General features: G+C 55.8%; 27 protein-coding genes and 1 tRNA gene. 17 read left to right on the top strand and 11 right to left on the bottom strand.

Annotated features, from left to right (window positions below; genetic code table 11):
- Position 1: 1 nt before the first annotated feature.
- From gcvH to SK53_RS13030, 3 genes are all read left to right on the top strand, one after another.
- A complete protein-coding gene (gcvH, locus tag SK53_RS13040; protein WP_006811885.1) occupies positions 2-391 on the top strand; it encodes a glycine cleavage system protein GcvH in 390 nt (129 codons plus the stop codon).
- Between the two features lie 124 nt (positions 392-515).
- A complete protein-coding gene (gene gcvP, locus SK53_RS13035; protein ID WP_048209577.1) occupies positions 516-3,389 on the top strand; it encodes an aminomethyl-transferring glycine dehydrogenase in 2,874 nt (957 codons plus the stop codon).
- A gap of 70 nt (positions 3,390-3,459) precedes the next feature.
- Positions 3,460-4,203: an SDR family oxidoreductase gene (locus SK53_RS13030; RefSeq protein ID WP_032610085.1), complete on the top strand. Its 744-nt coding sequence runs from the start codon at positions 3,460-3,462 to the stop codon at positions 4,201-4,203.
- Between the two features lie 2 nt (positions 4,204-4,205).
- Here SK53_RS13030 and SK53_RS13025 read toward each other — a convergent pair whose 3' ends face one another.
- From SK53_RS13025 to SK53_RS13000, 6 genes are all read right to left on the bottom strand, one after another.
- Positions 4,206-4,706, bottom strand: a complete 501-nt coding sequence (locus tag SK53_RS13025; protein WP_032610084.1) for a protein disulfide oxidoreductase — start codon at positions 4,704-4,706, stop codon at positions 4,206-4,208.
- Positions 4,696-5,298: a DsbA family protein gene (locus SK53_RS13020; protein ID WP_032610083.1), complete on the bottom strand. Its 603-nt coding sequence runs from the start codon at positions 5,296-5,298 to the stop codon at positions 4,696-4,698. The genes SK53_RS13025 and SK53_RS13020 overlap by 11 nt, the downstream gene beginning before the upstream one ends.
- A gap of 1 nt (position 5,299) precedes the next feature.
- Positions 5,300-7,309 carry a protein-disulfide reductase DsbD family protein gene (locus tag SK53_RS13015; RefSeq protein ID WP_003863425.1) on the bottom strand — a complete coding sequence of 670 codons (2,010 nt, stop codon included), beginning with the start codon at positions 7,307-7,309 and terminating at the stop codon, positions 5,300-5,302.
- A 48-nt stretch (positions 7,310-7,357) separates the two neighbouring features.
- On the bottom strand, positions 7,358-7,717 hold the full coding sequence (locus SK53_RS13010) for a hypothetical protein (RefSeq protein ID WP_003863427.1): 360 nt from the start codon (positions 7,715-7,717) through the stop codon (positions 7,358-7,360).
- Positions 7,718-7,841: 124 nt separating this feature from the next.
- Positions 7,842-9,275, bottom strand: a complete 1,434-nt coding sequence (gene bglA, locus SK53_RS13005; protein WP_003863430.1) for a 6-phospho-beta-glucosidase BglA — start codon at positions 9,273-9,275, stop codon at positions 7,842-7,844.
- Positions 9,276-9,391: 116 nt separating this feature from the next.
- On the bottom strand, positions 9,392-10,123 hold the full coding sequence (locus SK53_RS13000) for a MurR/RpiR family transcriptional regulator (RefSeq protein ID WP_023314798.1): 732 nt from the start codon (positions 10,121-10,123) through the stop codon (positions 9,392-9,394).
- A gap of 266 nt (positions 10,124-10,389) precedes the next feature.
- On the opposite strand from SK53_RS13000, the gene SK53_RS12990 reads away from it, so the two are divergent.
- Positions 10,390-11,049 carry a PAQR family membrane homeostasis protein TrhA gene (locus SK53_RS12990; RefSeq protein WP_003863433.1) on the top strand — a complete coding sequence of 220 codons (660 nt, stop codon included), beginning with the start codon at positions 10,390-10,392 and terminating at the stop codon, positions 11,047-11,049.
- 85 nt (positions 11,050-11,134) lie between these two features.
- Here SK53_RS12990 and ygfZ read toward each other — a convergent pair whose 3' ends face one another.
- Complete coding sequence (gene ygfZ / locus SK53_RS12985; RefSeq protein ID WP_022649306.1) at positions 11,135-12,115, bottom strand: tRNA-modifying protein YgfZ; 981 nt, start codon at positions 12,113-12,115, stop codon at positions 11,135-11,137.
- Between the two features lie 294 nt (positions 12,116-12,409).
- Between ygfZ and sdhE the strand changes: the two genes are divergently transcribed.
- Positions 12,410-12,676, top strand: coding sequence for an FAD assembly factor SdhE (gene sdhE / locus SK53_RS12980; RefSeq protein ID WP_003863437.1), 267 nt, complete (start codon positions 12,410-12,412; stop codon positions 12,674-12,676).
- Entirely contained in the window at positions 12,657-13,067 is a 411-nt protein-coding gene (locus SK53_RS12975) for a protein YgfX (protein ID WP_003863439.1), read from the top strand. The genes sdhE and SK53_RS12975 overlap by 20 nt, the downstream gene beginning before the upstream one ends.
- A 1-nt stretch (position 13,068) precedes the next feature.
- On the opposite strand, the gene fldB is transcribed toward SK53_RS12975, so the two are convergent.
- Positions 13,069-13,590 (bottom strand): flavodoxin FldB, encoded by a 522-nt coding sequence (fldB, locus tag SK53_RS12970; RefSeq protein ID WP_003863440.1) that lies wholly within the window; start codon positions 13,588-13,590, stop codon positions 13,069-13,071.
- A gap of 101 nt (positions 13,591-13,691) precedes the next feature.
- Between fldB and xerD the strand changes: the two genes are divergently transcribed.
- The 5 genes from xerD (at position 13,692) to lysS (ending at position 19,785) form a co-directional block, all read left to right on the top strand.
- A complete protein-coding gene (gene xerD, locus SK53_RS12965; protein WP_003863442.1) occupies positions 13,692-14,588 on the top strand; it encodes a site-specific tyrosine recombinase XerD in 897 nt (298 codons plus the stop codon).
- 28 nt (positions 14,589-14,616) lie between these two features.
- A complete protein-coding gene (gene dsbC, locus SK53_RS12960; protein WP_003863443.1) occupies positions 14,617-15,330 on the top strand; it encodes a bifunctional protein-disulfide isomerase/oxidoreductase DsbC in 714 nt (237 codons plus the stop codon).
- Between the two features lie 5 nt (positions 15,331-15,335).
- The gene (gene recJ / locus SK53_RS12955; RefSeq protein ID WP_023314793.1) at positions 15,336-17,069 is read left to right on the top strand and encodes a single-stranded-DNA-specific exonuclease RecJ; all 1,734 of its coding nucleotides are present in this window, start codon (positions 15,336-15,338) and stop codon (positions 17,067-17,069) included.
- 90 nt (positions 17,070-17,159) lie between these two features.
- Positions 17,160-18,258, top strand: a protein-coding gene (gene prfB / locus SK53_RS12945; protein ID WP_096147815.1) for a peptide chain release factor 2 whose coding sequence is annotated in 2 segments (ribosomal slippage) — positions 17,160-17,234 and positions 17,236-18,258 — 1,098 coding nt in all. Because the reading frame shifts where the segments join, the coding sequence is not laid out codon by codon here.
- 9 nt (positions 18,259-18,267) lie between these two features.
- Positions 18,268-19,785: a lysine--tRNA ligase gene (gene lysS / locus SK53_RS12940; RefSeq protein ID WP_003863452.1), complete on the top strand. Its 1,518-nt coding sequence runs from the start codon at positions 18,268-18,270 to the stop codon at positions 19,783-19,785.
- A gap of 48 nt (positions 19,786-19,833) precedes the next feature.
- Here the strand turns inward: lysS and idi are convergent, their stop codons facing one another.
- Positions 19,834-20,376 (bottom strand): isopentenyl-diphosphate Delta-isomerase, encoded by a 543-nt coding sequence (gene idi, locus SK53_RS12935; RefSeq protein ID WP_003863454.1) that lies wholly within the window; start codon positions 20,374-20,376, stop codon positions 19,834-19,836.
- A 163-nt stretch (positions 20,377-20,539) separates the two neighbouring features.
- Here idi and actS point away from each other — a divergent pair, with 163 nt between their 5' ends.
- The 3 genes from actS to SK53_RS12920 all read left to right on the top strand — a co-directional run bounded on the left by actS (position 20,540) and on the right by SK53_RS12920 (position 22,269).
- Complete coding sequence (gene actS / locus SK53_RS12930) at positions 20,540-21,280, top strand: amidase activator ActS (protein WP_022651807.1); 741 nt, start codon at positions 20,540-20,542, stop codon at positions 21,278-21,280.
- Between the two features lie 80 nt (positions 21,281-21,360).
- Positions 21,361-21,434, top strand: a tRNA-Gly gene (locus SK53_RS12925).
- Between the two features lie 520 nt (positions 21,435-21,954).
- Positions 21,955-22,269, top strand: a complete 315-nt coding sequence (locus tag SK53_RS12920) for a hypothetical protein (RefSeq protein ID WP_003862882.1) — start codon at positions 21,955-21,957, stop codon at positions 22,267-22,269.
- On the opposite strand, the gene SK53_RS12915 is transcribed toward SK53_RS12920, so the two are convergent.
- The gene (locus tag SK53_RS12915; RefSeq protein WP_048209574.1) at positions 22,266-23,075 is read right to left on the bottom strand and encodes a DUF4225 domain-containing protein; all 810 of its coding nucleotides are present in this window, start codon (positions 23,073-23,075) and stop codon (positions 22,266-22,268) included. The genes SK53_RS12920 and SK53_RS12915 overlap by 4 nt on opposite strands.
- Before the next feature lie 412 nt (positions 23,076-23,487).
- Here SK53_RS12915 and SK53_RS23775 point away from each other — a divergent pair, with 412 nt between their 5' ends.
- The 3 genes from SK53_RS23775 to SK53_RS12900 all read left to right on the top strand — a co-directional run bounded on the left by SK53_RS23775 (position 23,488) and on the right by SK53_RS12900 (position 25,373).
- On the top strand, positions 23,488-23,631 hold the full coding sequence (locus SK53_RS23775) for a hypothetical protein (RefSeq protein ID WP_015571788.1): 144 nt from the start codon (positions 23,488-23,490) through the stop codon (positions 23,629-23,631).
- A 259-nt stretch (positions 23,632-23,890) separates the two neighbouring features.
- Entirely contained in the window at positions 23,891-24,559 is a 669-nt protein-coding gene (locus tag SK53_RS12905; RefSeq protein ID WP_032610080.1) for an isochorismatase family protein, read from the top strand.
- Positions 24,560-24,782: 223 nt separating this feature from the next.
- Positions 24,783-25,373, top strand: a complete 591-nt coding sequence (locus SK53_RS12900; RefSeq protein ID WP_075262532.1) for an outer membrane protein transport protein — start codon at positions 24,783-24,785, stop codon at positions 25,371-25,373.
- Between the two features lie 33 nt (positions 25,374-25,406).
- Here SK53_RS12900 and SK53_RS12895 read toward each other — a convergent pair whose 3' ends face one another.
- Positions 25,407-26,291, bottom strand: coding sequence for an SDR family oxidoreductase (locus SK53_RS12895; protein ID WP_003862870.1), 885 nt, complete (start codon positions 26,289-26,291; stop codon positions 25,407-25,409).
- Positions 26,292-26,319: the final 28 nt, after the last annotated feature.

The following is a 26,319-nucleotide window of genomic DNA, read 5'->3' as shown; positions in this document are numbered from 1 at the left end:
AATGAGCAATGTGCCAGCAGAACTGAAATACAGCAAAGAACACGAGTGGCTGCGCAAAGAGGCGGACGGCACTTACACCGTTGGGATCACCGAGCACGCGCAGGAGCTGCTGGGCGACATGGTGTTTGTTGACCTGCCGGAAGTGGGCGCAACCGTGAGCGCAGGCGATGACTGTGCGGTGGCGGAATCCGTTAAAGCGGCCTCTGACATCTACGCCCCGGTAAGCGGTGAAATTGTTGCCGTGAACGACGCGCTCAGCGACTCCCCGGAGCTGGTGAACAGCGAACCGTATGAAGGCGGCTGGATCTTCAAGATCAAAGCCAGCGACGAAGCGCAGGTTGCCGCGCTGCTGGATGCGACCGCGTACGAAGCACTACTGGAAGACGAATAAGCCATTTCCCTCTCCCCTTGGGGAGAGGGTAGGGTGAGGGGAACAGACGATACCCTCACCCCAGCCCTCTCCCTTAGGGAGAGGGAGAAAACACATTCACTGCACGTTTCAGGAACCATCGCTCATGACACAGACTTTAAGCCAGCTTGAAAACCGTGGCGCCTTCATTGAACGTCACATTGGGCCGGATGCTCAGCAACAGCAGGAGATGCTGAAGACAGTTGGCGCGGATTCATTAAACGCACTGATCGGCCAGATCGTGCCAAAGGACATCCAGCTTGCCACGCCGCCGCAGGTAGGCGAGTCCACGACGGAGTTCGCCGCGCTGGCGGAGCTTAAGGCCATCGCCAGCCTTAACAAGCGCTATAAGTCTTACATTGGCATGGGCTACACCAACGTGCAGTTACCGCCGGTGATCCTGCGTAACATGCTGGAAAACCCGGGCTGGTACACCGCTTATACCCCATATCAGCCAGAAGTCTCCCAGGGCCGTCTGGAAGCGCTGCTGAACTTCCAGCAGGTGACGCTGGATCTGACCGGTATGGATATCGCCTCTGCCTCGCTGCTGGATGAAGCCACCGCCGCCGCCGAAGCGATGGCGATGGCGAAGCGCGTGAGCAAACTGAAAAACGCCAACCGCTTCTTCGTCGCGGCGGACGTGCATCCCCAGACGCTGGACGTGGTGCGCACCCGTGCGGAAACCTTCGGCTTTGAGGTGATTGTCGACGACGCTGAAAAAGTGCTGGATCACCAGGACGTCTTCGGCGTGCTGTTGCAGCAGGTGGGCACCACCGGGGAAGTACACGACTACGGCGCACTGATCGCCGAGCTGAAATCCCGTAAGATTATTGTTAGCGTCGCCGCTGATTTTATGGCGCTGGTGCTGCTGACGGCGCCAGGTAAACAGGGCGCGGATATTGTCTTCGGCTCAGCCCAGCGTTTCGGCGTGCCGATGGGCTACGGCGGCCCGCACGCGGCGTTCTTTGGCGCGAAAGATGAATTTAAACGCTCCATGCCAGGCCGTATTATCGGCGTATCGAAAGATGCCGCCGGTAACACCGCGCTGCGCATGGCGATGCAGACCCGCGAGCAGCATATCCGCCGCGAGAAAGCGAACTCCAACATCTGTACCTCGCAGGTACTGCTGGCTAACATTGCCAGCCTGTACGCGGTGTTCCACGGTCCGGCTGGCCTGAAGCGCATTGCCAGCCGCATCCACCGTCTGGCCGATATCCTGGCCTGCGGTCTGCAACAGAAAGGTCTCAGACTGCGTCATGAACACTATTTCGACACCCTGTGCGTCGAGGTGACAGACAAAGCGGCCGTGCTGGCGCGCGCCGAGGCAGCGCAAATCAACCTGCGCAGCGACATTCACAATGCGGTCGGCATTACGCTGGACGAAAGCACCACCCGTGACGATATCCTGACCCTGTTCAACGTATTGCTGGGTGACGCACACGGTCTGGACGTTGATACGCTCGACAAAGAGGTTGCGCTCGACAGCCGCTCCATTCAGGAAAGCATGCTGCGCGACGACGCGATCCTGACTCATCCGGTGTTCAACCGCTATCACAGCGAAACCGAGATGATGCGTTACATGCACTCGCTGGAACGTAAAGATCTGGCGCTGAACCAGGCGATGATCCCGCTGGGCTCCTGCACCATGAAGCTGAACGCCGCGGCTGAGATGATCCCAATTACCTGGCCTGAATTCTCTGAGCTGCACCCGTTCTGCCCGGCTGAGCAGGCGGAAGGGTATCACATGATGATCAACCAGCTCTCCGACTGGCTGGTGAAGCTGACCGGTTATGACGCGCTCTGCATGCAGCCGAACTCCGGCGCGCAGGGTGAATACGCCGGTCTGCTGGCAATCCGTCACTATCACGAAAGCCGCAACGAAGGCCACCGTGATATCTGCCTGATCCCAAGCTCTGCCCACGGTACCAACCCGGCTTCTGCCCAGATGGCAGGAATGGAAGTGGTGGTTGTGGCGTGCGACAAAAACGGCAACATCGATCTGGCCGACCTGCGCGCCAAAGCCGAGCAGGCGGGCGATAAACTCTCCTGCATCATGGTGACCTACCCATCCACCCATGGCGTGTACGAAGAAACTATCCGTGAAGTGTGTGAAGTGGTGCATCAGTTCGGCGGCCAGGTTTACCTCGACGGCGCAAACATGAACGCCCAGGTGGGCATCACCTCTCCGGGCTTTATTGGCGCGGATGTGTCGCACCTGAACCTGCACAAAACCTTCTGCATTCCGCACGGCGGTGGCGGCCCGGGGATGGGCCCAATCGGCGTGAAAGCGCACCTGGCACCGTTTGTGCCGGGCCACAGCGTGGTGCAGATTGAAGGCATGCTGACCCGTCAGGGCGCGGTCTCCGCGGCACCGTTCGGCAGCGCCTCTATCCTGCCAATCAGCTGGATGTATATCCGCATGATGGGCGCGGAAGGGCTGAAGCAGGCCAGCCAGGTGGCGATCCTCAACGCCAACTACATCGCAACGCGTCTGAAGGACGCCTATCCGGTGCTCTATACCGGCCGCGACGGTCGCGTGGCGCACGAATGCATCCTCGATATTCGTCCTCTGAAAGAAGAGACGGGCATCAGCGAGCTGGATATTGCCAAGCGCCTGATCGACTACGGATTCCATGCGCCAACCATGTCCTTCCCGGTTGCGGGAACGCTGATGGTTGAGCCGACCGAGTCTGAAAGCAAGGTGGAACTGGATCGCTTTATCAACGCCATGCTGGCGATCCGCAGCGAAATCGACCGCGTGAAAGGCGGGGAGTGGACGCTGGAAGATAACCCGCTGGTTAACGCGCCGCATACCCAGAACGAACTGGTGGCAGAGTGGAACCACGGTTATACCCGCGAACTGGCTGTCTTCCCGGCAGGTGTGGTAAACAAATACTGGCCAACCGTGAAACGTCTTGATGATGTTTACGGCGACCGTAACCTGTTCTGCTCCTGCGTACCGATGAGCGAATACCAGTAACGTTGTTCCTGTAGTAACGTAGGCCGGGTAAAGCGAAGCCGCTACCCGGCTTTTTTATTGGGAGAAAAGAATGGCAATTGCACTGGTCACCGGCGCCAGCCGGGGTATTGGTAAAGCCACCGCGCTACAGCTGGCAAGCGAAGGCTACACCGTTGCGGTGAATTTTCATCACAACATCAAAGCCGCGACAGAGGTCATTAATCAGATCGTGGACGCGGGCGGTAAAGCCTTTGCCATGCGCGCGGACATCAGCGATGAAGCGCAGGTGATGGCGATGTTCGCCAGCCTCGATCGCGAAGGTGAGCCGCTCGCCGCACTGGTGAACAACGCCGGAATTTTGTTTGAACAATCCACCATTGAAAACCTCTCCGCTGAACGTATTAACCGCGTGCTGGCTACCAACGTCACCGGCTATTTTCTCTGCTGCCGTGAAGCGGTGAAGCGCATGTCGCATAAACACGGCGGCAAGGGCGGCGCGATTGTGAATGTCTCCTCGGCGGCATCACGGCTGGGAGCGCCGGGGGAATATGTGGATTATGCCGCCTCCAAAGGGGCGGTGGATTCCCTGACTACCGGCCTCGCGCTGGAGGTGGCGGCACAGGGCATTCGCGTTAACGGCGTGCGGCCAGGCCTGATTTATACCGATATTCACGCCTCCGGCGGCGAGCCGGGGCGTGTGGATCGGGTGAAGTCGATGTTACCGATGCAGCGTGGCGGTCAGCCGGAGGAGGTCGCCCAGGCCATTGCCTGGCTGCTGAGCGACAAAGCCTCCTATGTTACCGGTAGCTTCCTGGAGCTGGCTGGCGGGAAGTAACGCTAAGACGCCAGCCACAGCCGCAGGCGCATTCCCCAGCCGCTGGTCCAGCCGGTGGTGATCGACTTCACCTCACCGTGAGAGATCACCACCAGCGTTGGCGTCACCTTAACGTCCCACTCACGCGCCAGTTCTCCGCTGGCGTCGTTGACCGTGGGCATCATCACCTTCTTCTTCCTCATCCATGTTTCGAGCGTCGCGTTATCGCCCGAGCGCAGCGCAACCGACATCACGTTACCCCCGTCCGCGGCAAGCGCCGCCACCGACGGCGTGGTGTAGCGGCAAACGCCGCACCATGTCGCCCAGACGTAGACCAGCAGCGGTCGCTCCTTACTCATGGCGATAAGATCGACGGGCTGACCGTCGAGGGTGTGCAGTGCCGTCGCGGAGAAATTCTGCGGCAGCGCGGGCTGGCGGAAATAGTCCACCGCCAGGCTCACGGCTACGCCAATCAGCAGCCACACGCCCAGCTCGCGCAGCAGGCGCGGAAGCTTACTTGCCACGGACGTTTGCCAGCTGTTCTTTGACCAGCCCCTCCAGGTCGTCATACGGAATTGCGCCCGCCACCATCTGGTCGCCGATAATGGTCGCCGGGGTACCCTGAATATTCAGCACCTGCGCCAGGATGAGGTTCATCTTTAGGCTGTCCATGGTTTTATCATCCGTTTTAATGCCGTCCGTTCCGGTCTTGACCTTCGCGGCGGCGATGCTGGCGTCATCGTGATAGCCCTTTTTCATCATCAGCCGCTGATGCAGCGCCCAGAATTTATCCGGCGCCTGCTGCCACGTCGAGAGCGCCGCTTTCGCGGCATTTACCGAGCTTTGTCCCTTAAACGGCAGCAGTTTGACGATGAGCTGCACGTCGGGATTTTCCTGCACGATTTTCTCCAGCATTGGGTCGAACTGCTTGCAATACGGGCAGTTGTAGTCCGTAAAGGAGACGATGGTGAGCTTCGGCGATGCCGCGCCGGTTCGCGGGCTGTTGGGGTCGTTAAACAACAGTTTTGCCAGCTGGTCGCTGGAAGCGTCATCTGACGGTGCGGCGAAACCGAACGTTGATAACGACAGCAGAAGTAAGGCTATTAAGGCTCTCATGTTATTTTCCTTTTGCATCGGACAGGGTGCTCAGCACCGCTTCGCGGCTTAACAACGCAGGCAGCACGTGGCCCTGCGGTAATCCCGGTCCGTAGATCTGGTTAAACGGCACGGCGGCGCTGCCGCGCGTGGTTAAGAACTGGCTGATGGTATCTGAGGGGCGGCTCCAGTCGCCGCGCAGGGCGACAACGTCCGGGGCGGAGAGTGCATCCTGCACGTCGTCGCGCAGCAGCACGTTGTATTTATTGGCTTTACAGGTCACGCACCAGTCGGCGGTCACGTCGACGAACACCCGTTTGTTCTCCGCCAGCGCGCGGGCAATGGCCTGCTCGCTGAGCGGTTGCCAGTGGATACGATCGCGGCGGGAACCCTCGCCGCCGGAGCCGGATACAAACGCGACTGCTCCGGCCACCACTACAGCTAATACCCCGGCGCGCAGTGCCGTTTGCCAGCGGTAGCGCCAGGCGGTGACCAGCAGCAGCGTAAGGATCAGGAGCACGCCCAGCGTGATGACGGGCAGGCTGCCAATGTGCACCGTCAGCAGGCTCAGCAGCCACAGCGATGAGCCGAGCATCATCATCCCCAGCACTACGCGTACGACGTTCATCCAGCGTCCCGGACGCGGCAAGCGCTGGGCCAGCCCCGGCCAGACCGCCACCAGCAGCCACGGCAGGCTCATGCCGATACCCATCGCCAGGAAGATCCCCCACAGCAGGGGAAGCGGCGCCGCCAGCGCGACCGAGACCGCCGTACCCAGGAACGGCGCGGTGCAGGGCGTTGCAAGCAGCGTGGCAAACGCGCCTTGCCAGAAATGACCCGCAAGCCCGTTACCGCCGCGCGTGGCGAGGAAGGTGCTGGCGACGGAAGGGAGACGGATTTCAAATAACCCCAGCAGGCTGGCGCTGAAAAGCACCATCACCATCGCCATCGCACCAATAAACCACGGGTTCTGGAACTGGATCCCCCAGCCGAGTGCCTGATTGCCTAAGCGTAAAACCGTCATCATCAGCGCCAGCGCGAGGAACGAGATCACGATCCCGGCTACCGATGCAAGAAACTGTCGGCGTACCTGACCCCGCGCCTGCCGTTCGGTTTGCATCAGCGTGCCCAGCTTCATGGCCAGCACGGGCAGTACGCAGGGCATGACGTTAAGGATCAGACCGCCAGCCAGCGCCATCAGCAGCACCCAGCCTAACGAGAGCGTCGGCGCGGCGTTCCCCGGCTGAATGCTCAGGCTGGACTCCTGCGCCTGCCCGCTATCGGCCAGAACCAGCGACAGGGTTTTGCCGCTGAGGTTGGGCGCTGCCTCGCCCCAGCTGTCCGTCACGGGCACGGTGGCGACCAGCGAATCACCGCGCACGGTGAGGGCCGGTTTGCCGAAATCAACATCATCCATACCGTCGATAAACAGGGACGGCGCCTGCCAGCCTGCGTCACGCTGCGCCGTTACGGTCAGCTTGCCTGGGGCATAGGTGGCGTTAAGCGTTGAGGTCAACCCGCCGCTGAGCGGAAGGGTGCCCATGGCCCGACTAAAATCGTAATCAAAACCGGCGCCTGCGGATGCGGTCATGTTCAGCGAAAACGGGTAGTCGGTAAGAATACAGACGTTGCTACAGGTGGAGAGCGTCAGTACGCCGCTCAGGATCTTCGGGACGTCGCCCCGCAGAGTGATGGGAAAGCTGACATCGCCGTGGTAGCCCTGCGTGGTGATGCCCGCGACGTCGAAACGCTGCGGCACAGGCCAGCGCCAGTTCGCCTCGACGGGCTGATGCCATTTAATCGCGGGTGCGACGCCCCCTTCGCCCGGCGAGCGCCAGTAGGTTTTCCAGCCTTTTTGCAGGGCGACGTCCAGCAGCAGGCGGGTTTCGCCAGTGCTTTCGGGTTGCGCACGCAGCCTGACGCTGGCGTGCTGATTATCGGCGGCGCGCAGCCAGCCGCTGTCGGCAGCCTGGCTGAGGGGCAGCCATAGCCAAAGCAGGCAGACCAGCAGTCGCCTGAATACAGTAAACATAAATTATCTCCGTAAATGATGAATTAACCTGAAGTAACAGGCGAAGGCTCATTCACGGAAGACGCATAATCGCAGATGCACCCTTAACCGGGGCGGGGAGATAACGCGGGGAGGCCACTGCCGTTCGCGGCGCGGCGGGCTGGCTGCCAGCAACGCCAGCAGCAGGGTGACGGCAATCAGGGCGCCTTCAAACAAAACAGGCGGGACCGACATCAGCGACTTGGCGCTAAGCTCACACGGGGTTACCGGTGCGTCGGTACTCTCCTGCCCCTGCTGGACAGACTGGCTCGTGGCGGTGACGTTCATGACAAGCGCGTGCATCCCGGCCATCCGCTGGGCGGTGCATATCAGCACCACCAGGCAGGCCAGGGCTACAAGCAGGATAGCGTTGCGTTGTCGCTTGATCATGTTCGCCTCAAATATTCAGGACGCCTATATTATCGGGCGAACATATTTTGGCAACGCAAAAGCTGTAAAGAAGTGTCTGGAAGATAAGCGGTTTGCCCTCTCCGCTTGCAGAGAGGGCGAGCCATTACAGCGTTTCGCCGTTGCTGGCAATGACGGTTTTATACCACTCAAAGCTCTTCTTACGGGAGCGGGACATGTCACCGGTACCGTCGTCGTGCTTGTTGACGTAGATAAAGCCGTAGCGCTTACTGTACTGGCCGGTGGTGAAGGAGACGCAGTCGATGCAGCCCCACGGCGTGTAGCCCATCAGATCCACCCCATCCCAGGTCACCGCCTTCATCATCTCTTCCACGTGGGCGCGCAGGTAGTCGATGCGATAGTCATCGTTGATGCTGCCGTCCTCTTCCACCTTGTCGTAGGCGCCGAAACCATTTTCGACGATAAACAGCGGCTTCTGATAACGTTCGTACAGTTCGCACAGCGAATAGCGCAGGCCTACCGGATCAATCTGCCAGCCCCAGTCGGACGCCTTGACGTGTGGGTTCGGCACGCTGCCCTCGAAGCCGGAAATGGCGTCACCGGTGCCGCCTTCCGCTTTGACCGCGTTGGTCATGTAGTAGCTGAAGCCTAAGTAGTCGCAGGTGCCCTCACGCAGGATCTGCTCGTCGCCCGCTTCCATCCTGATGGAGAACCCACGGCGCTCCCACTCGTTCAGCACGTAAGACGGGTAGTAGCCGCGCAGCTGCACGTCGGTAAAGACGTAGCGCTCGCGCATGGATTCCTGAGCAAACATGACGTCCTCTGGCTTGCAGGAGTAAGGATAGAGCGCCACCATCGCCAGCATGCAGCCGACTTTCATCTCCGGGTTAATGCGGCGTGCGGCTTTCACCGCCAGCGCGCTGGCCACGAACTGGTGGTGCAGCACCTGGTACATGGTCTCTTCCGGGTTGTCGTGCTCGGTATAGACCACGCCAGAGCAGCAGTAGCCGAACAGCGGCGCACGCCAGTTGCGCTGGTTGTTGATTTCGTTGAAGGTCATCCAGTATTTGACCTTATTTTTGTAGCGCTCAAATACCACTTCCGAGAAGCGCACAAAGAAATCGACCACTTTACGGTTGGTCCATCCGCCATATTCCTGAACGAGATGCAGCGGCATTTCAAAGTGGGAGAGGGTGATCACCGGCTCGATGTTGTACTTCAGCAGTTCATCGAACATGTCGTCGTAAAACTTCAGCCCCTCTTCGTTTGGCTGAGTTTCGTCGCCTTTCGGGAAGATGCGCGTCCAGGCGATGGAGGTACGGAAACATTTGAAGCCCATCTCGGCAAACAGCTTAATGTCTTCTTTGTAATGGCCATAGAAGTCGACGGCTTCGTGGTTCGGGTAATATTTGCCTTCAATCACTTCCTGCGTGATTTCACGCGGAACGCCGTGTGCGCCGCCGGTTAGCACGTCGCAGATGCTTGGCCCTTTGCCGCCTTTGTTCCAGCCGCCTTCAACCTGGTGCGCCGCCACCGCGCCGCCCCATAAAAAATCTTTCGGTAAGGTGAGTTTTTTCATCTTTGCTATTCTCAATTCAGGACTTATTGATTTCGAGTCTAGCAAAGCGGAATTAAATGTCACGATATAACAATTTGTGGAAATTGTAATTTGTCACATCAAAAAAACAAGATGTTTTATTCTGTTAATTTCTTCGCCAGTTTTCGGCCTAATGATTCCAGAATATAGATGACGGGAATTTGCGTGGTGATATCGTAAACGCCGCCAATACGCGTTTGCGGGACATGCCAGGAGAGGTTAAAGTCCGCCAGCTTTGCGAGACGAGAATGTTCATGGCTGGTGACGGAGAGCACCTTGCAGTGGTGCAGGCTGAACTGGCTGGCGAAGCGCAGGATCTCCTCGGTTTCGCCGGAGACGGAGAGTACAATGGCCAGCGCATTTTTAGCCATGTCGTTAGTGACCGGGAAATAAGGATCGTCGATATGGTTACTGAATTTGCCGATATTTGAAAAGAAACGTGCGCCATATTTTGCCAGCGATCCGGAGGTGCCCGCACCGACAAAAATAATTCGTTCAGATGATAAAATAATATCGACGGCTTTATCTAATAGCGCATCAAACTCTTCGTTATTTACGCTTTTAAAGAAGCTGATAATTTCACTGGCACCAAAATTCGCCTGCTGCGGCTCGTTCTGCTCCAGATAGAGTTTAAAGCGCACCCGAAATTCCGAGTAACCATCGCAGTTGAGCTTGCGGCAGAAGCGCAGGATAGTGGTAGTGGAGACCCCAGCAGCATCCGCCAGCTCGCGGATGGTCATGTACATCACTTTATCGCGGTTCTTAATGACATAGTTGTAGACCATCATTTCCAGATTGTTGAGGCTGGCAATGGCGGAATGGCTGAACATACTCACAATGGCTAAACTCGCTGTCGGACACTATTCCTGAAGCATACCATGATGACGAAGGGCGGGAGACGGATTTATCTCCTTGATTACTCAGGTGTTAATGAAATCATTTACACCTGTGCGGTGGATTTATTTTTCATTACACTGATTTATAAGGATAAATCTTGATTATAGATTTATTTTAGCTAACAGGTGTTCACTGGAATCATTCTCAGTTAGCATAGACTGGCGATGAATAATCATCTTTTGTTTTCCCGGAGTTAAGTATGGTGAGCAGACCATTAATCGCACAGGGATATTCGCTGGCTGAGGAAGTAGCCAACAGTATAAGCCATGGCATTGGCCTGGTTTTTGGGATTGTCGGCTTAGTGTTATTGCTGGTACAGGCAGTGGATACCAACGCCAGCGCGATGGCCATTACCAGCTACAGCCTGTATGGCGGGAGTATGATCCTGCTTTTCCTTGCCTCAACGCTGTATCACGCGATTCCGCATCAACGGGCGAAGATATGGCTCAAGAAATTTGACCACTGCGCTATCTATCTTCTTATTGCGGGTACCTATACGCCGTTTTTGCTGGTGGGGCTCAACTCACCGCTGTCGCGTGGCCTGATGATTGTGATCTGGAGCCTGGCGCTGCTGGGGATCTTGTTTAAGCTGACCATTGCGCACCGGTTTAAAGTGTTGTCGCTGGTTACCTATCTGACAATGGGCTGGCTGTCGCTGATTGTGGTGTATCAGTTAGCCATTAAGCTGGCGGTGGGGGGCGTGACGCTTCTGGCGGTGGGCGGTGTGGTCTACTCGCTGGGCGTGATTTTCTACGTCTGCAAGCGTATTCCGTACAACCATGCCATCTGGCACGGCTTTGTGCTGGGCGGCAGCGTGTGTCACTTCCTGGCAATTTATCTGTATGTTGGGCAGGTGTAGTTTTTTTGTAAGGTGCGGTCTGATGCCCTCACCCCGACCCTCTCCCACAGGGAGAGGGTGAATATCAACACCGGGCGATACAGCATCAATCTTCCAGTGAATACGGCAGCGGCTCAATGCTGAGCGTGTTTGCATCATCACGCACGCGGAACACGCTGTCGGGCTCCATATCATTATTCATGACAACCTGCACCAGCAGGCGGCCATCATCGAGCTGGACGGCGGCTAACACGGTGCCGGTACGGCGCCAGTTTTCGCCCATCTTCATTTCAAGATCTTCACCCGCTTCCGGCACACGGCTGGCGTGACCAGCCAGCGTCCACAGGGCGCGTTTGTTCGCGCCGCGGAATTTCGCACGCGCCACCATTTCCTGACCGGTGTAGCAGCCCTTCTTAAAGCTGATACCACCCAGCGCCTGGATGTTTGTCGCCTGCGGGATAAACTGCGCGCTGTTTGCCGCGTCAATGACCGGCAGGCCCGCTTCGATGTTCAGCGCCAGCCACTGCTGGCTGTTGTTGAGCTGTGCCTCACCGCGCAGGGCGTCAGTGACGCGTTCCGCCGTTGCTTCGTCGGTTACCAGCAGGAAGCGCTCCGCCGGGTGTTCGAACCACAGAATGGAGGTTGCTCCCTCGCTGACCAGCTGTTTTTCAGCATCCGGTAGCTCGGCAAACAGGTTTTTCAGCGCTGCACGCGCCTGGAAACCCGCGACCCCCAGCAGAACGTGTTCATCGTCCGGGGCGATGGTGACTTTAGAAAAGACCGCGTATTTTTTTAGCTCTTTAAGCTGGGCGTCACGCAGGCTGCGGCGCTCAATAAAGGCGAATCCGTCCTGACGGCGGAACAGACGCAGGTTGCTCCACATTTTGCCTTTTGGATCGCAATGCGCGGCCAGCAGATGCTGGTGCTCAGTCAACTGCGCCACGTCCGCCGTGACCTGGCCTTGCAGGTATTTTTCACTGTCCGCACCGGTCAGTGTCGCCAGTGCCCAGTCATCAAGAGTAATCAGCGTCAGCGGCAGACGCGCAGAGGCGGCGGGCTGGCGAGGAGAAAATGGTGTAAATGCCATAGTGATGTCCTGAATTGCTTAACGCTTTGATAATACCTAATGGTAAAAGAGACTGTATTCAATGCAAGCGCTTTCAGCAGGCCATTCGTGCCATTACGCGGTTATGCGTGGCGCTACGCAAAATAGTGTAATCCGCTGTCTTTATAAGGATTATTCAGGGAGCCTGCTCGAGGTTCACAATATTCCAGTAAAGAAACGGTCAAAAACACGTTACACTAGCAGGTGTTCCCGGAGAGCAATAATGAATACCAAACGGGATACCGACTGTGCCAAACGTAATGCAGGAAACAGAACATGGATATTAACAACAAGGCCCGTATTCACTGGGCGTGCCGTCGCGGCATGCGTGAACTTGATATCTCCATCATGCCTTTCTTCGAGTATGAGTACGACAGCTTAAGCGATGACGATAAGCGCCTGTTTGTCCGTCTGCTTGAGTCTGACGATCCGGATTTATTCAACTGGCTGATGAATCACGGCAAGCCCGCCGACACCGAGTTGCAACGGATGGTGCAATTAATTCAAACACGGAATCAGGAACGTGGTCCTGTGGCAATCTGATCTTCGCGTCTCGTGGCGCTCACAGTGGATGTCCTTACTGCTCCACGGTCTGGTCGCGGCAATGGTGTTATTGGTGCCGTGGCCGCTAAGCTATACCCCTCTGTGGCTGCTTTTGCTGTCGTTTGTGGTGTTTGATAGCGTGCGCAGCCAGCGTCGAATCAACGCCCGTCAGGGTGAAATTAAGCTGCTGATGGATTCTCGCCTGCGCTGGCAGGGAAAAGAGTGGGAGATGATGGGGACGCCGTGGATGCTTAACACCGGGATGATGCTACGGCTGCGTCGGGTCGAGGACAACCGTCGCCAGCACCTGTGGCTGGCCGCAGACAGTATGGATCCCGCGGAGTGGCGGGATCTGCGCCGGCTAATCGTGCAACAGCCGACGCAGGAATAAATCAGCTAAACTGCTCGGCCATCTCACCCAGAATTTGTTCGCACCAGGTCTGGAGGCGCTCGTCGCTGAGATCGTACTGGTTGGTTTCATCCAGCGCGAGCCCGACAAACAGCTGGCCGTCGGCAATGACGGGTTTTGGGCTGGTGAACTCATAGCCTTCCGTAGGCCAGTAGCCGATAAACGTCGCGCCCTTTGGCGCCAGTTTGTCATGCAGCATGCCGAGCGCGTCGAGGAACCACTCCCCGTAGCCCAACTGGTCGCCCATGCCATACATCGCAATGATTTTGCCTTCAAAATTGACTGAATCGAGCTGATCCCAGATGGCTTCCCAGTCTTCCTGAATCTCACCAAAGTCCCAGGTAGGGATACCCAGAATCAGCACATCGTACTGCTCCATCAAGGCAACCGCGTCATCTTTCAGGTTATGCAACGTCACCAGTTCCGGGCCAATGATGTCACGAATTTTCTCCGCCGCCATTTCGGTGTAGCAGGTGCTGGAACCATAGAACAGACCAATATTCATCGCGTAACTATCTCAATTCTTGCTATGACTTTGCGCGTAGTGTACCAGAAACCGATGGCAATCAGGCATAATGGCCAGATTGCAGAACCGAAGGGGCTGATGTGGAAAAGGATCTCGCACTCATCGAACAGTTTCTCGACGCGCTGTGGCTGGAGAAAAACCTCGCTGAAAATACGCTCAGCGCCTATCGTCGGGATCTCACGCTGCTGGTCGAGTGGCTGGCGCATCGGGGGCTGACGCTTGAAAGCGCGCAAAGCGATGACCTGCAAGGGTTGCTGGCTGAGCGGATGGAAGGGGGGTACAAAGCCACCAGCTCCGCGCGTCTGCTGAGCGCCATGCGCCGCCTGTTCCAGCACCTGTACCGCGAGAAGATTCGCGCGGATGACCCCAGCGCACTGCTGGCATCGCCTAAACTGCCTCAGCGGCTGCCAAAAGATCTCAGCGAAGCACAAGTTGAGAGATTATTACAGTCGCCCGCAGTTGACCTTCCGCTGGAGTTACGCGATAAAGCCATGCTTGAACTATTGTATGCCACGGGCTTGCGCGTTTCCGAGCTGGTGGGCCTGACGATGAGCGATATCAGCCTGCGTCAGGGCGTGGTGCGCGTTATCGGTAAAGGGAACAAAGAAAGGCTGGTGCCGCTGGGTGAAGAGGCGGTCTACTGGCTGGAGACGTATCTGGAACACGGGCGTCCGTGGCTGCTGAACGGCGTCTCCATAGATGTATTGTTCCCGAGCCAGCGCGCGCAGCAGATGACGCGACAAACGTTCTGGCATCGCATTAAACATTACGCCACACTGGCGGGTATTGACAGTGAGAAGCTGTCGCCGCACGTTTTGCGTCACGCCTTCGCGACGCATCTGTTAAACCACGGCGCTGATTTACGCGTGGTGCAGATGTTGCTTGGACACAGCGATCTTTCAACGACGCAAATATACACCCATGTCGCGACGGAACGCCTGCGGCAGCTACACCAACAGCACCACCCTCGCGCGTGAGTGCCGACGAATTGTTACAGGAACATATATGAAAAAGTCTTTAGCGCTGTTCACCCTGCTGGCAGCTTCGGTTTCCGGTTTTGCCCATGCGGATGATGCCGCCATTAAACAGTCTCTGACGAAACTCGGCGTCGCCAGCAGCGAGATCCAGCCAGCGCCGGTGGCTGGCATGAAAACGGTGCTGACCAACAGCGGCGTGCTGTACGTGACCGAAGACGGTAAGCACATCATTCAGGGACCCATGTACGACGTGAGCGGCGCGCAGCCGGTGAACGTCACCAACCAGCTGCTGATGAAAAACCTGAACGCGCTCGAAAAAGAGATGATTGTCTACAAAGCGGCGCAGGAAAAGCACGTTATTACCGTCTTCACCGACATCACCTGCGGCTACTGCCACAAGCTGCATGAAGAGATGAAAGACTACAACGCGCTGGGCATTACCGTGCGTTACCTGGCTTTCCCACGTGCTGGCGTGCAGAGCCAGCCTGAGCAGGATATGAAAGCGATCTGGTGTGCGAAAGACCGCAACAAGGCCTTTGATGACGCGATGAACGGCAAAGGCGTGAAGCCCGCGTCCTGCGATATCGACATCGCTAACCATTACGCGCTGGGCGTACAGTTTGGCGTGAGCGGTACGCCAGCCATTGTGCTGAGTAACGGCTATGTGGTGCCGGGCTACCAGGGGCCAAAAGAGATGAAAGCGTTCCTCGACGAGCACCAGAAACAGATGGGTGGTAAATAATTCGCGTGAAAGCCCCGATAAAACTGCGCCGCCGCGATGCGGGTGAAACCGCGGATTTACCAGACACGCTTCCGCTGCTGCTAAAGCGGCTGTACGCCAGCCGTGGCGTGCGTACGGCAAGCGATCTTGAGCGCAGCGTCAAAGGCATGCTGCCCTGGCAAGCGCTGAGTGGCATCGAACAAGCGACTGAAATGCTCTACAACGCGTTCCGGGAAGGCACGCGGATTGTCGTGGTGGGCGATTTCGATGCCGACGGCGCAACCAGTACCGCGCTGAGCGTACTCAGCCTGCGTGCGCTGGGCTGCGATAACGTGGCTTACCTGGTGCCGAACCGGTTTGAAGACGGCTACGGCCTCAGCCCGGAAGTGGTCGATCAGGCCCATGCCCGTGGCGCACAGATGATCATGACCGTGGATAACGGGATCTCTTCTCATGCGGGGGTCGATCATGCCCATGCGCTGGGGATCCCGGTACTGGTCACCGATCACCACCTGCCAGGCGAAACTCTGCCTGCCGCCGAAGCCATCATTAACCCGAACCTGCGCGACTGCGATTTCCCGTCGAAATCGCTGGCCGGAGTAGGGGTGGCGTTTTATCTGATGCTGGCGTTACGCACGTTGCTGCGTGATAAGGGCTGGTTCGAATCGCGCGGGATTGCCGTGCCGAACCTCGCGGAGTATCTCGATCTGGTGGCGCTGGGAACCGTGGCGGACGTGGTGCCGCTTGATACCAATAACCGTATTCTCACCTGGCAGGGCTTGAGCCGCATTCGGGCAGGTAAATGCCGTCCGGGGATTAAGGCGCTGCTGGAAATTGCCAACCGCGATCCGCTGAAGCTCGCGGCAAGCGATTTAGGCTTTGCCCTCGGCCCGCGCCTGAACGCGGCGGGGCGGCTGGACGATATGTCGGTTGGCGTCGCGCTGCTGCTGTGTGACAACATCGGCGAAGCGCGCGTGCTGGCCAGTGAGCTGGACGCACTCAACCAGACCCGTAAAGAGATTGAGCAGGGGATGCAGGCCGAAGCACTGACCCTGTGCGAAAAGCTGGAGCGCAGCGGTGACACCCTGCCGGGCGGGCTGGCGATGTATCACCCCGAATGGCACCAGGGCGTGGTGGGCATTCTGGCGTCGCGTATTAAAGAGCGTTTCCACCGCCCGGTGATCGCGTTCGCCCCCGCCGGGGACGGCACGCTGAAAGGCTCCGGTCGTTCCATTCAGGGGCTGCATATGCGCGATGCGCTGGAGCGTCTGGATACGCTGCATCCGAACCTGATGATTAAGTTCGGCGGTCACGCGATGGCGGCAGGCCTGTCGCTGGAAGAGGCGAAGTTCGACGAGTTCCAGCGTCTGTTTGGCGAACTGGTCACCGAGTGGATCGATCCGGCTCTGTTGCAGGGTGAAGTGGTTTCTGACGGTGAGCTTTCACCGGCTGAAATGACCATGGAGGTGGCGCAGATGCTGCGCGATGCCGGCCCGTGGGGGCAGATGTTTCCGGAGCCGCTTTTCGACGGACGTTTTCGTTTGTTGCAACAGCGCATCGTGGGCGAACGCCATCTCAAAGTGATGGTGGAACCGGTCGGCGGCGGACCGCTGCTCGACGGCATCGCCTTTAACGTTGATACCTCCATCTGGCCGGACAACGGCGTGCGCGAGGTTGAGCTGGCCTATAAGCTGGATATTAACGAGTTCCGTGGTAACCGCTCCCTTCAGCTCATCATCGACAATATCTGGCCAATTTAGCGTCAGTAATCTCTATAAAAAAGGGCGTGGATTCGGTACAATCCCGCTCTTATCACCGCATTTTGACAAGCTCATAAAAGAAAACAGACCATGTTTGAAATTAATCCGGTAAAAAACCGCATTCAGGACCTCACGGAGCGCTCTGACGTTCTTAGGGGGTATCTTTGACTACGATGCCAAGAAAGAGCGTCTCGAAGAAGTAAACGCCGAGCTGGAACAGCCGGACGTCTGGAACGAACCTGAGCGCGCGCAGGCGCTGGGTAAAGAGCGTTCTTCCCTCGAAGCCATCGTAGATACGCTGGATCAAATGGCGCAGGGTCTGGAAGATGTTTCTGGGCTGCTGGAGCTGGCTGTCGAAGCCGACGACGAAGAAACCTTTAACGAAGCCGTGGCAGAGCTCGACGTGCTGGAAGAGAAGCTGGCGCAGCTGGAATTCCGTCGCATGTTCTCCGGCGAATACGATAGCGCTGACTGCTATCTCGATATTCAGGCAGGTTCTGGCGGTACCGAAGCACAGGACTGGGCGAGCATGCTGATGCGCATGTACCTGCGCTGGGCGGAAGCGCGCGGTTTCAAAACCGAGATTATCGAAGAATCCGAAGGTGAAGTGGCGGGTATCAAATCCGTCACTATCAAGATTATTGGCGATTACGCCTACGGCTGGCTACGTACTGAAACCGGCGTTCACCGCCTGGTGCGTAAGAGCCCGTTCGATTCCGGCGGCCGTCGTCACACCTCCTTCAGCTCCGCGTTTGTCTACCCGGAAGTGGATGAAGATATCGATATCGACATCAACCCGGCGGACCTGCGTATCGACGTTTACCGCGCATCCGGCGCGGGTGGTCAGCACGTTAACCGTACGGAATCTGCGGTGCGTATTACCCACATTCCAACCGGGCTGGTAACACAGTGCCAGAACGACCGTTCCCAGCATAAGAACAAAGACCAGGCCATGAAGCAGATGAAAGCGAAGCTTTATGAGCTGGAGATGCAGAAGAAAAATGCTGAGAAGCAGGCGATGGAAGACAACAAGTCCGATATCGGCTGGGGCAGCCAGATCCGTTCTTACGTCCTTGATGACTCCCGCATCAAAGACCTGCGCACCGGGGTTGAAACCCGTAACACGCAGGCGGTGCTGGACGGCAGCCTGGACCAATTTATCGAAGCAAGTTTGAAAGCAGGGTTATGAGGAACCAACATGTCTGAACAACAAGCACAGGGCGCTGACGCGGTAGTCGATCTTAACAACGAACTGAAAACCCGCCGCGAGAAGCTGGCAGCGCTGCGCGAGCAGGGCGTGCCGTTCCCGAACGATTTTCGTCGTGACCACACCTCAGACCAACTGCACGCAGACTTCGACGGTAAAGAGAACGAAGAGCTGGAAGCGCTGAACGTTGAAGTGTCCGTGGCGGGCCGCATGATGACCCGTCGTATCATGGGTAAAGCGTCCTTCGTGACCTTACAGGACGTTGGCGGCCGCATTCAGCTGTACGTCTCTCGTGACGACCTGCCGGAAGGCATCTACAACGAGCAGTTCAAGAAGTGGGACCTGGGCGACATCCTGGGCGCTAAAGGTAAACTGTTCAAAACCAAGACCGGTGAACTGTCTATCCACTGCACCGAGCTGCGTCTTCTGACCAAAGCCCTGCGCCCGCTGCCGGACAAGTTCCACGGTTTGCAGGATCAGGAAGCGCGCTATCGTCAGCGTTACCTGGATCTCATCTCTAACGATGAATCCCGTAAGACCTTCAAAATTCGCTCCCAGATCATGGCCGGCATTCGCCAGTTCATGGTTAACCGCGACTTTATGGAAGTAGAAACCCCGATGATGCAGGTGATCCCAGGCGGAGCCTCCGCTCGTCCGTTCATCACCCATCACAACGCCCTGGACCTGGACATGTACCTGCGTATCGCGCCGGAACTGTACCTGAAGCGTCTGGTGGTCGGCGGTTTTGACCGCGTGTTTGAGATCAACCGTAACTTCCGTAACGAAGGTATCTCCGTACGTCATAACCCAGAGTTCACCATGATGGAACTCTATATGGCCTATGCGGATTACAAAGATCTGATCGAGCTGACCGAATCCCTGTTCCGCACCCTGGCGCAGGACATTCTGGGCACCACCCAGGTACCTTACGGTGAAGAGGTGTTCGACTTCGGCAAGCCGTTCGAAAAACTGACCATGCGCGAAGCGATCAAGAAATACCGTCCTGAAACCAATATGGCGGATCTGGATAACTTCGACTCTGCGAAAGCGATCGCTGAAAGCATCGGTATTAAGGTTGAGAAGAGCTGGGGTCTGGGCCGTATCGTGACCGAGATCTTCGAAGAAGTGGCCGAAGCGCACCTGATTCAGCCTACCTTCATCACCGAATACCCGGCGGAAGTGTCTCCGCTGGCGCGTCGTAATGACGAGAACCCGGAAATCACTGACCGCTTCGAATTCTTCATCGGGGGCCGCGAAATCGGTAACGGCTTTAGCGAGCTGAACGATGCAGAAGATCAGGCGCAGCGCTTCCAGGATCAGGTTAACGCGAAAGCGGCAGGCGATGACGAAGCGATGTTCTTCGACGAAGACTACGTGACCGCGCTGGAGCACGGCCTGCCGCCGACGGCTGGCCTGGGTATTGGTATCGACCGTATGGTGATGCTGTTCACCAACAGCCACACCATTCGCGACGTGATCCTGTTCCCGGCGATGCGTCCGGTGAAATAAGCCGTTAAGACGTAAAAAAAGCCCCGTGCGTTTATCGCCGGGGCTTTTTTATTGCGCCGCGAAGGCGCTGAGTTTTTCACGCGCAGTGTTCGCTTCTTGCACCATCCACGGGCTAAATGCCCACGGTGTGGCGTCCAGCGCGCGGAATAGCGCGTCCAGCTCCACCCACTGATACTCCATCACTTCATCGTCATTGATTGCGAGGGTATTCGTTACGCGGGCGGCATAGACCGGGCAGATTTCGTTTTCAACGATCCCTGACGGGTCGGCTTCACGGTAGCGGAACTCCGGGGCAATGGGGGTGATGTCTGTGATTTCGGCGCCGACTTCAAAGCGGCAGCGGCGGATAATCGCCTGCTCTGTCGCTTCGTCGGCCTGTGGATGACCGCAAACGGAGTTGGTCCATACGCCGGGCCAGGCTTTTTTACTTAAGGCGCGACGGGTGATCAGACATTCTCCGTTAGCGTTAAACAGCCATGAAGAGAAGGCCAGGTGTAGCGGGGTGTGTGACGTGTGCGCGGCGTACTTCTCCTGAGTGCCAATCACTTTTCCCTGGTCATTTACCAAAATAACGTGTTCTTGAATACTCATTGATGCTCCAGTGCCAAAATGCTTAATGGTTCAGCACCATCAGCGGAATTATTATACTGCATTCTTATGCGAACGGTTTGGCCCACAGAGCGGAAAAGGGCATGACCCGCATCAGTTTGGGCTGCTATCATAGTGCGCCATTCACGCTGACCGAGGAGCTGTTTTGTTTGCAGGAAGCCTGACGAGAAACCCGATCATTGCCGTTTTCTGCCTGACGCTGACGCTACTTGTAGCAGGATGCTCGGGGAGTAAATCTTCGGATATGGGCAGTTATTCCGGTGCAGTCTATACCGTTAAGCGCGGGGACACGCTCTACCGCATCTCACGCGCCACGGGAACCAGCGTGAAGGAGCTGGCGCGCCTGAATAATATTTCTCCACCGTATACTATTGAGGTAGGGCAGAAGCTCAAGGTTAACGGCGGTTCTTCCTCAGGGAAAAAGTCCTCAACGCGTAAAACAGCCAAAGTCACGCCATCCTATCAGGTGCCTAAATCATCCTGGCCGCCGGTCGGTCAGCGCTGCTGGATCTGGCCTGCAAGCGGAAAAGTGGTTGCGCCGTACTCGCTCTCGGAAGGTGGCAATAAAGGTATTGATATCGCTGCCGCACGCGGCACGCCGGTTTACGCTTCAGGGGCCGGGAAGGTGGTCTATGTCGGTAACCAGCTTCGTGGATACGGTAACCTGATCATGATTAAGCATGGTGAGGACTACATTACTGCTTATGCGCATAACGACACGATGCTGGTCAATAACGGGCAGAACGTGAAGGCGGGGCAGAAGATTGCGACCATGGGCAGTACCGGGACGGATACGGTGAAGCTGCACTTCCAGATCCGCTATAAGGCCACAGCCATCGATCCGCAGCGTTATCTTCCGGCGCAGGGCAGTAAGCCGAAGTGCTAAGTGATTATTTAATCGCCACTTAGTGGGGTAAAGGCTTGTATGAAGAGGCGTAAGGTCTATAATGCCTTACGCACCTCAAAGCGGGCGTAGTTCAATGGTAGAACGAGAGCTTCCCAAGCTCTATACGAGGGTTCGATTCCCTTCGCCCGCTCCAGTCTCCTCATAAATTAACAAGTTATAATTTATCAGTTAGTTACTTTGCTCCGCTTTAGCAGGTACAACTAAAACTACCCAATGTTCTATGCCCGTATCTGGCGTCGCGTGACAGGGTCTGTAGTACAAGGAAACATATCATCCACGCTGGCGGTGGTTCCAGTTTCTTACCGCGACAGCACAACAACGAACTAAAAGCCGCATATCTGGCATAACTCCCGAAAACAGGTTTATGGTGATAACGTACCTACAAACGACATGTAGGATCTATCAGCGTTTCAGCCACGCTCCCGCAAGGGTACACGGTTATCCTGATAAGGTGTGATCCCTCTGACAGTCTGATGTTGTCGCCTAACGGCTCCACTTGTTGCTGTATCACCAACGGGGCTTTATGGCTTCTATTGTCTGAAATCTGATTCATTGGACAAACATCATGTGGATTGCTGTAAAGTTCATCAGTATGATTGCTTGCACAATCAGCGATTGGGAAAACACTTCTGGGAGATAAGGGACGAGACGATATGAAAGTGACTGATGAGGCTTTGTTACGTTCAGGGTTTACGCAGCCCGAATTGCAGAAGATAAAAAGCAACATTGAAAAATATGGAGGAACGCTTGGAGAGGCCATAAATGACCTCGCTAGGCGATTTGTTACCTTGGCGGGAGTGGTGGCTGTGTGTGCCTTAATCCTACTGCTACTTATCGTCTTCAGCTCACCTGATAGAGCAGTTGCATGGGGGCTGGCGATGATCTTTGGGGTTGCCATTATGTCCTTCGCGCAGCCGCCGGTAATTTCCTATAAATCCTGGCGTTACCGAAAAACTATCAAGGATTAACTGGTTCCATTTTCGGTTGTCAATAGATCGAAAATCACTTTTGCTTTAACACCATAACCGACAATCTTCATTGTTAGCTTAGGAGTGCTCATTGTGCTGACTTTGCGATAGTAATCGTGTGGAAGCCAGCGAAATAATCTCCAGGCTCCAGTTTTTCGAGCGAGTCCTACAATGCTGTACACACTGGCACCGAGAGTAACACCATTATAGAGAGCCAAGCCCGTGTTAGGATTAAATCCCATGAACTGGGCCGTATGCATCGCGGAGTCAGCAATGATACCTTGCGAGGATTTATGTCCTTCTGGCTGATCAAAGTTGAGCACTTCTTTCGTTAATCCGTTCATTCCATCGGCAATCAGTACTGCCCCAGCCAGCATACCAATCGGCCCCATAGTGGATAACATCATAAAGCCACCAAAGAGAACCACGCCTGATAGCACCACGTTTACGGCGGATATAACATAACCGACGATTTTATTATTTTCCTTAACAAACTCGACCTTCGCGTAAAGCTGTGCGGCTCTGGTTCTTAACAGGCGTTCTTGTTCGTGTAGATTATCTGTTTCAGCACGCAGATTTTTGATGCATGCAATGCATTCTTCATCGGTTTTAGCTCGTCGTGCTGTTTCAAATTCTTTATCTACAACCTGTTTTATCTCTTCGACAAACTTGATACGTGTAAGACCATCTTGCAAATAGAATGCTGACAGCCGGTTTGCTGTTTCGACGAGTTTCCGGGCCTCTAGATTCACCATGGTATCTGACCATGTTCTGTTCCAGCCCCTGTTAAGCAACGCAATATCCATTAAAGACTCCTTCCCAAAATGTGTCTGGTCATTTTAGGTGCAATAAGGTCGAAGACCATAGGAAATACTTTCACAACCCACCCCCGTGGGTGTCCCGTCTCTTTATCCTCCCAGTTTACTTCCTCCTGCTTAAAATATCCCCGGCTCTATTATAGATCCGCTGAGTGGAACGATTAACCGCCTAATAATTTCACTGGATCTGCATGAAATATTCTGGTGTTGCCACTGCGTCACACCGCTTTGCTTACGCTGCAATTTGCCTCGCTTTATTGCAACAGGCACAAAGCTCTCTTTTCGTAGTAAAAAGCCTTCTTTTGCTAAACAAGGAATCACCCATGGCATAACACGCTAAGTTGCACATTTCCTGTACCCTGGATACCCTGAGATTAATCCTAATAACTCAAGGGTGAGTATGGCTACCGGGAAGAGAAAGAACCAAAAGGAATCACCTGAAGAAGAGTTAGATCGCTTGCTGGATGAGCTTGAACTCACAGAGGAGCAACGGGAGTTTATCGAATCCATGCGGGAGGATAAGGGCGATCCCAGTAGTGAGTAACGCTTGCCTTCAGCCGAACGAATACGAATGGCCGCATAACGGCATTGTAAAGATTTTTTCTCCTCACGAGGGCTTTCCGTCAGCGTCGATGGCTCAGCGTACCGTGCCAGAAATTGTCCTGAAATGATGCGGTATTCAGACCGGATCGAACTACTATTCATTATGATTTATCAATGCATTATACCCTGACCATGTGCATGTAAAATCGCGGAGCCGGGAGAGTTGACGGCAATGTAAAAGAAATCATGAGGAAAGAAATATGGCTGCTACAAACGGTATGATTGATACTGATGACGCTGTAATTTTACTCATCGACCATCAGAGTGGCTTATTCAACACGGTACGTGATGTGCCTGTACCAGACCTTCGTAATTATGTGACAGCGATAGCCAAAGTTGCCACGCTTTTAAATATCCCGGTGATCACCACGGCCTCTGTTCCTGACGGTCCCAATGGCCCGCTCATCCCGGAAATTCACAAATATGCACCCCATGCCGTGTATGTTCCACGCACCGGGCAGATTAATACCTGGGATAATCCGGCGTTTGTGAAGGAAGTGGAAAAGACGGGCAGAAAGACCCTGATTATTGCCGGCACGCTCACCAGCGTCTGCATGGCGTTCCCTGCGGTTAGCGCTGTCCACGAGGGGTATAAGGTTTACTGTGTTGTGGATGCCTCGGGGAACTGGTCCAAAATCGCGACCGATACCACCATCGCGCGCGTGGCTCAGGCGGGGGCGATCCCTACCGATACGTTTGCCATTGTCGCTGAATTAATGAGAACCTGGAACCGCGAGGAAGGTTCTCGCTTTGCTGAGATCCTGGCAGAGCATGTCTGTCCGGAATATAAGTGCCTGATTGAAAGTTTCGGCAAAGCTCAGGAAATTGCCAGAACGGGCCCGGAAACCAATCTGGAGCATTATAAGTAAGTCCTAATAAACATGTATAAAAGTTGCTGGATTTTATCGTCCTGTACCTGAGCGTATTACAGGTGCAGGACGTAGCGGCGTCGTATTCCGGACGTCGCTGAATTGTCAGAGATATTAAGAGGGGCTGAACCGCGCATAATTTAAAATTAAACCCTCTTTCTTTTTACGTAATCAATCGCCCCTGTTATATCTGTCGGCAAATTTTTTATTTCCCGGACCACAGATGAAAACACGACTCCTCCTGTGCGCTGGCGTATTAGCTGTCTCCAGTGCCCATGCCAGCGCCCTCTATTTTTATGAAGCCGGCACCGAAGATACCGCGCTTGCCGGAGCAGGGCAGGCGGCTCGTGCGAAGGACGCCTCGACAATCATGACCAACCCGGCTGGCATGACGCGCTTACCGGATCATATGGTCACCGGTGGGTTACAGGTTATGGATGGCTCCATCGACAACCAGCTGGATAACGATGCCCATCAAAGCCCCGGCGATGTGATGAAAACCATCCCGAATGCCAGCGCCTTTTATAGCCAGAAGATAAACGATGATCTTTATGCCGGGATCGGGCTTTACGGTAATTACGGCCTGGGGATCGACTACGGCAGCTGGGCGGGCGACAGGCTGATTAAAAAGAGTACCATGGTAGCCATGACGCTCAGCCGCGAAACGCTGAATAAAATCATCCTCAAAGAGACCACGCTGAAAAAGGCGCAACAGGCAGGAGAGGTGACGATCGTCGGCAATGCCGCGAAGGTGAACGAAATGCTGCGCTGCATGGAGAGCTTCGGCTTCTGGTTTCCTGTCGTCACCCCTTAAAAGTAAAAAAGGCTGCTTTCGCAGCCTTTTTCGTCAAATGACGCCGTCGCCGCCGTCTGAACACCAGACCTGCCCGGAGGTGTATGAACACTCATCCGAGGCCAGAGTGACATACAGCGGTGCGATCTCCACGGGCTGTCCCGGGCGTCCCAGAGGGGTACTCTCGCCAAAATGTTTCACTTTTTCCTGTGGCTGCCCACCGCTGGGCTGGAGCACGGTCCAGTAAGGTCCGGGCGCTACCGCGTTCACGCGGATCCCTTTCGGACCCAGCTGTTTCGCCAGCGCTTTGGTAAACACCGCGAGACAGGCTTTGGTCTGCGCATAGTCAAGCAGTACGGCGCTCGGTTTAACCGCCTGAACGGAGGAGGTGTTAATAATGGATGCAGGGGCTTTCATGTGGCGCAACGCCGCCTTTGTGATCCAGAAAGGCGCATAGACGTTGGTCTTAAAGGTCGCGTCAAAATCTTCCGTAGTCAGTTCTTCCAGCGACTCACGATACTGCTGGCGGCCTGCGTTATTCACCAGGATATCCAGCCCGCCCAGTTTTGAGACGGCCTGCTCCACCAGGTTCTGACAAAAAGTTTCGTCGCGCACATCGCCCGGAAGCGCGACGGCGTTCCGTCCTTCCGCTTTAATCAGGGCGATGACTTCCGCTGCGTCTTCTTCCTCTTCCGGCAAATAGTTAATGGCGACATCTGCCCCTTCGCGGGCATAGGCAATGGCTACCGCGCGTCCGATGCCGGAATCGCCCCCGGTAATTAGCGCCTTCTTACCGGCAAGACGTCCATGCCCTTTGTAGCTCTTCTCGCCGTGGTCGGGTACGGGTTCCATTTCTGAGGACAGGCCCGGCGGCGTCTGGGGTTGCTTCGGGAAAGGTGGCGTTGGGTAAGCGTTCGTACGTTGTTCATTATCACTCATAGCTAACTCCTTGTTAGGGGTGAGATTT

Source organism: Enterobacter sp. MGH119 (assembly GCF_001037675.1).
Classification (GTDB): Bacteria; Pseudomonadota; Gammaproteobacteria; order Enterobacterales; family Enterobacteriaceae; genus Enterobacter; species Enterobacter hormaechei_C.
The sequence above is the reverse complement of the archived record's forward strand: the minus strand, read 5'-3'. Positions and strand labels throughout refer to the sequence as shown.